This window comes from Methylophaga sp. UBA4204 (genome assembly GCF_002379485.1).
Taxonomy (GTDB): Bacteria; Pseudomonadota; Gammaproteobacteria; order Nitrosococcales; family Methylophagaceae; genus Methylophaga.
The window spans coordinates 33,268-38,987 of record NZ_DFTU01000096.1 but is presented as its reverse complement, the minus strand read 5'-3'; the positions used below and the strand labels follow the sequence as shown (position 1 = coordinate 38,987).

Here is a 5,720-nt window from a genome sequence, read left to right as displayed (position 1 = left end):
CACCACTGCTGGCGGCTATTTTTGTGTCCGACAAGGCGGAAAGCACGCAGTGTAGCCTTCCTACATAAGTGATTGACAAATGAGTCTGGAACTCATTTGAACAGCTTAGCTGGCCGCGTAGCGGTGAAATACAGGGATGTATTTCATACAACGCAGGCGGCCGCAAAAATAGTCACAGCCCTTCAGCTCACAACAGAGGCGGAGATGTAAGACCAACAAGCCCTAGTTATTAATACCAAGACTTTTAAGGTACTCATCATAGCTGCCGGTAAAGTCAGTGATACCTTCATTTTCCATATCAAACACACGTGTTGCCAATGACGATACAAATTCACGGTCATGGGAGACGAAGATCAATGTGCCTTCGTAATTTTCCAATGCCAGGTTAAGTGATTCGATAGATTCCATATCCATATGGTTGGTCGGCTCATCCATCACCAGAATATTGGGTTTTTGCAAAATAAGCTTGCCGAACAACATGCGGCCTTTTTCACCACCAGACAGCACATTGACCTTTTTATCGATCATATGACCGGAGAACAGCAGGCGGCCTAGAGTGCCACGAATAACCTGTTCATCATCTTCAGGGCTACCCCATTGGGACATCCACTCAAACAGAGTCATATTGTTTTTAAACAGATGATCATGATCCTGTGCGTAATAACCGATATTGGCATTTTCCGACCATTTTACATTGCCGGATTTTGGGGCCAGTTCACCGACCAGTGTTTTCACAAAGGTGGTTTTACCGATACCGTTAGGACCAATCACGGCAATTTTTTCACCCACTTCTGCCATAAAACTGAAGTTTTCAAACAGCGGTTTTTCGTTATCGTAGCCCTGTGTCAGCTTGCTGACTTCCAGTGCATTTCGGAACAGTTTCTTTTCCTGATTAAAACGAATAAACGGATTCACCCGGCTGGAAGGTTTAATGTCATCCAGCTGAATTTTTTCCATTTGTTTTTGACGGGACGTTGCCTGTTTTGCTTTGGAAGCATTGGCAGAGAATCGTGAGACGAATTCCTGCAGCTCTTTGATCTGCGCTTTTTTCTTCGCATTGTCTGATTGCAGACGTTCACGTGCCTGGGTGGAAGCAATCATGTATTCATCATAATTTCCTGGATAAATACGTAATTCGCCGTAATCCATATCGGCCATATGAGTACAGATACGATTGAGGAAATGGCGATCATGCGAAATGATGATCATGGTGCTGCTACGTTGGCTTAATACCTCTTCCAGCCAGCGAATAGTGTTGATATCCAAATGGTTGGTCGGCTCATCGAGCAACATAATATCGGGATCAGCAAACAGTACCTGAGCCAGCAGAATACGTAGTTTCCAACCGGGAGCGATTTCGCTCATCGGGCCATAATGCTGTTCAACCGGAATACCGACGCCTAATAATAATTCTCCAGCTCGGGATTCAGCAGTGTAACCGTCCATTTCCGCATATTGACCTTCCAGTTCAGCGACTTTCAGACCATCTTCTTCACTCATTTCCGGCAAGTTATAAATGCGATCGCGCTCACGATGCACATCCCATAAATCAGGTTGCCCCATAATCACCACGTCAATAACGCGTTGATCCTCGTAAGCAAACTGATCCTGTTTTAATACGGCATAAGATTCATTGGGGTCGTAACTCACATTACCGGAGGTGGGCTCTTGGACGCCGGCCAGAATTTTCATAAACGTCGATTTCCCGCAACCATTGGCGCCAATCAGACCGTAGCGATTGCCACCACCGAATTTGACCGAGACGTTTTCGAACAGGGGCTTGGCCCCGAATTGCATGGTAATGTTAGCAGTGCTTAACAAAGTTAAAATCCTGTATCTAAAGGAGAAATTCAGACGTGCTGAAAAAACCCGCCATTATACATGGTCTGATGGGTTACCGATAAGGTTCAGTTTTTGTTGCCTGCTGAGTTTCTTGATTGCAGCTTCCCGACGGCTGGCACTGCTGCGATCAGGATGCTGTTCCTGATACACCACTTTGTGAGCATCACTGGTATGAAAAAAACGCGCCCCACCGTTATGGTTTTGATGCTGTTTTAAACGACGTTCTAAATCAGTGGTTATACCGGTGTAAAGATAACCATTAGCAGCTTGAATGATATACAGCGTCCATTCAGTCTTTGTCATTAAATTCAAGCGCCACCGAATTAATACAATAGCGCAGGCCAGTAGGGGCGGGGCCGTCATCAAATACATGACCCAAATGGGCTTCACATTGCTGACAGCGAACTTCGGTACGATCCATATTGTGGCTGTAATCCGGATGATGAGTCACCACTCCATGCTCAAGCTGTGAGGAAAAACTTGGCCAACCGCAACCGGCATCAAATTTGTCATCAGAAGCAAATAAGGCCTGGCCACAGCAAACACAGTGATAACACCCATTCTCATCGTGATCGACATATTCCCCGGAAAAAGCTGGTTCTGTGCCCGCCTGCCGGGTGATGCGATATTGTTCTTCGTTAAGTTGTTGGCGCCACTGTGCATCCGTTTTTAAATCAGAGTTCATTTTGCTCATCTCATTGCAACGTGTCGGGCATTGTATAAAAAACTGCAAAGCAAAGCACACTTGTGTGCTAATGACTTCGGATCGCCTGTTGGATCGCGCTGCGCATTGAAGGAAATTGTTTTAACAAAATCTGCATGCCCTCAATATCAAACGCATCAATCCGTTCCAGCAACTGGCTGGCATATCGATCCAGTGTGTCAATTTGATGATTGCCAGCCAGTCTGGCGATTTCGTGGGCAAAGTTTTTAATGTCGGTCATGCTGTTACTTTGGGTGGCTAAACGCCATATTTCATCGATATCGGTTTGAAAATGATTAAAAATCGATAACAGCTGTTCTTTGTCCAGCATTGACCAATCCTGCTGTGGTGCTTTTATAACGTCAACGTCAACCGTCTGGTATCGTAAAAATACGCTCAGCGCATGAAACAGTTCGTTGCGTAAAACAGGTTTTCGCAGATAGGCATCAAAATGGTCCAATCTATCCTGTTCATAGGCGTCTTTCATTACTGAAGCTGTCAGTGCAACCACAGGTAAATCCGGTTTAATCATTTTGATTTGTTTTGCGGCTTCATAACCGTCCATCACTGGCATACGAATATCCATCAACACGAGGTCTACCGGATTCTTTTTAACAAAATCCACAGCCAGCTGACCATTTTCAGCTTCACTGGTTTGAATAAGGCTGTTGATAAAATGCTGACGTATCAGTTCCCGGTTATGCGCGACATCATCAACGATTAGCATATGGGCCGGCTCAAAACGTATATGGCTGGCATCAAAAGCTAACGCCTGCTGACGAATTTTGTCACTGGCAATGGCGGCAATATCAATTCCTGGTAAATCAATACTGAATACTGACCCTTCACCACTTTTACTCTGCAGATGGATATGACCACCCATCATCTCAATCAAGCGGCGGGTGATTGACAAGCCAAGACCGGTCCCACCGTATTTGCGAACATCCTGGCCTGATTGCTGGGCAAAAATTTCAAATATATGTTCAACCTCAGCTTCGGGAATACCAATACCAGTGTCTTCAACCCGGATATGTAAATCCAGTTTACTGAGATGATCATCTACATTATCGGCATGAACGTGAATACGTATATGACCGGTATCAGTGAATTTGACAGCATTACTGATTAAATTAAATAACACCTGTCTGAGACGAGTGGCATCGAGTAACAGGCCATGGGGTAAATCGGGATCTATATCTAAATGTAACGCCAAATCCTTATTGCGGATTTGCAGAACAAACATATTGGCTATTTCATCAAACAGCTGATGAGGATCGGTAGCGGATTTATTGAGTTGCAGTTTTCCGGCTTCAATCTTCGATAAATCAAGAATATCGTTGATCAGCAGTAAAAGGGTATTACCTGCACTGCGGATGGTTTTAATAAATGATTTAAGCCTGGGCTCTGTAACCTGCTCGTCCAGCAGTTCGGTAAACCCCAGAATAGCGTTCATTGGGGTGCGGATTTCATGACTCATATTGGCGAGAAATTGTGATTTGGCCAAATTCGCTGCTTCAGCATGGGTCTTGGATTCTTTTAGTGAATCTTCAAGTGCAATACGATCATCCATATTCATGAAAAAACCCAGAAAAGCCGGCTTGCCTTGATATTGAATCGAAATTATTGAAAATAATCCCTGGATGATCTGTCCATTCCGAGTTTTGATTTTGAGCATCATTCCATTAATTTCGCCCTCCGAAGCAAGCTGTTCCAGGACTTGTTTACGTTGCGTAATATCTGCATAAAACTCCTGAACTTTGATGGTTTTCTGTAACTTAGCTGAAAATCCTAATTCTTCATAACAATGCTCATTGGCTAGCAGAATATGGCCATCCTCTGCGGAAGTAACCATCAGGCTCATTGGCATCACATTAATCAAATGCAATAGCTGCGCCTCACTATCCCGAAGTTTCTGCTCTGAAATAAGGCGTTTATCTACTTCAGCACGTAAGCGACGATTCCAGTAGAAGCTGGCAAGCAGGAAAATCAGCAAGATTGTTACAACCTGGATCAACAGCGTGTAATTGGTACGTTCAATGGTATTAACTGACATCCATTGCTGATCGATTGTGCGCCTCTCTTCGGCTGTAATTGATGCAAGGGCTTTATTGATAATTGTTAATAGCTCGGGATGCCCCTTGACGATGCCCATATGCAAAGCAGGAGAGTATTCCCTGATAATGCTGGTATTGAGATGTGTTAATCCGGATTGACTGGCGGTATAGGTGATGGTTGCGATAATATCAAAATAGGCATCTATTTCTTCGGCAGCTAACATCGACAGTCCCTCACGTACAGAAGGGACATAAACAATATCGATTTCCGGGTAATAGGCCAGCAAAATAGATTCAGCAAAATAACCTTTCACCACACCGACAGGTTTGTTACTGAAGTCAGCCAGGCTGGTGAGATGACCGAATTTGGTTGTAGCGATGGCCAGTGGGTAATCCAGATAGGGAATCGATAAATCGAGAAAGGTTTCACGAAACGTATTGCGTGAAAGGGCGGCAATGAGCTCTATCTCTTTGGTTTGGGCTGCATCAATAACAGACTGCCAGTCAGTGAAGGGTTCGAGCTGAAATTGCAGGCCGGTCTGTTTGCTGATGAGATTTAGATAGTCAGCACTGATGCCTTTGTGCTGACCATTTTTATCAATAAAATCAAATGGTGGCCAATACGGATCAACCCCAATCCTGACAACGGAGTGTTGGTCTATCCACTGTTGTTCTTTTTCGGTTAAATCCAGTCGGCTTTGCTCATAAGGTAAGACTTCAAATGCACTGCTATCACTGACAACTGCGTACCATTTGTCAATAATTTGCTGTTTTTCAGCCGCGGTAATTGCCGATAACGATTTATCAATAATGCTATGCAGTAATGGATAACGTTTATCAATTGCGACGGAGGTATCTGTTGTGAAGCTCGGTACTTTGGCGACCACTCGAAGATTGGAAAGGTAACGCTGTTTGATGACATTGGTAGCAACAGCAATATTCCCGATATAGGCGTCGGCTTGAGCAAACGAAACGGCTTCCAGTGATTCATCATTGGAATCAGTCAGCAGCAGATCCAAATTCGGGTAATTGATGTTCAGCCAGGTATGCAGGTAGGAATCTTCATTTACAGCAACAGTAAGGCCAATCAAATCATCCATTGACTGAATATCATCACGATG

4 protein-coding genes are annotated in these 5,720 nt (G+C 44.3%); all 4 read right to left on the bottom strand.

What is annotated here, in order from left to right:
* Positions 1-222: 222 nt before the first annotated feature.
* Entirely contained in the window at positions 223-1,821 is a 1,599-nt protein-coding gene (locus B3182_RS14675) for an ABC-F family ATPase (protein WP_292357881.1), read from the bottom strand.
* A 54-nt stretch (positions 1,822-1,875) separates the two neighbouring features.
* The gene (locus B3182_RS14670) at positions 1,876-2,145 is read right to left on the bottom strand and encodes a GIY-YIG nuclease family protein (RefSeq protein ID WP_292357883.1); all 270 of its coding nucleotides are present in this window, start codon (positions 2,143-2,145) and stop codon (positions 1,876-1,878) included.
* Complete coding sequence (msrB, locus tag B3182_RS14665; RefSeq protein WP_292357884.1) at positions 2,132-2,536, bottom strand: peptide-methionine (R)-S-oxide reductase MsrB; 405 nt, start codon at positions 2,534-2,536, stop codon at positions 2,132-2,134. Before msrB ends, B3182_RS14670 begins: the two co-directional genes overlap by 14 nt.
* A 58-nt stretch (positions 2,537-2,594) precedes the next feature.
* Positions 2,595-5,720: ATP-binding protein (locus tag B3182_RS14660; RefSeq protein ID WP_292753304.1), on the bottom strand; the 3,126-nt coding region annotated here is incomplete at its 5' end.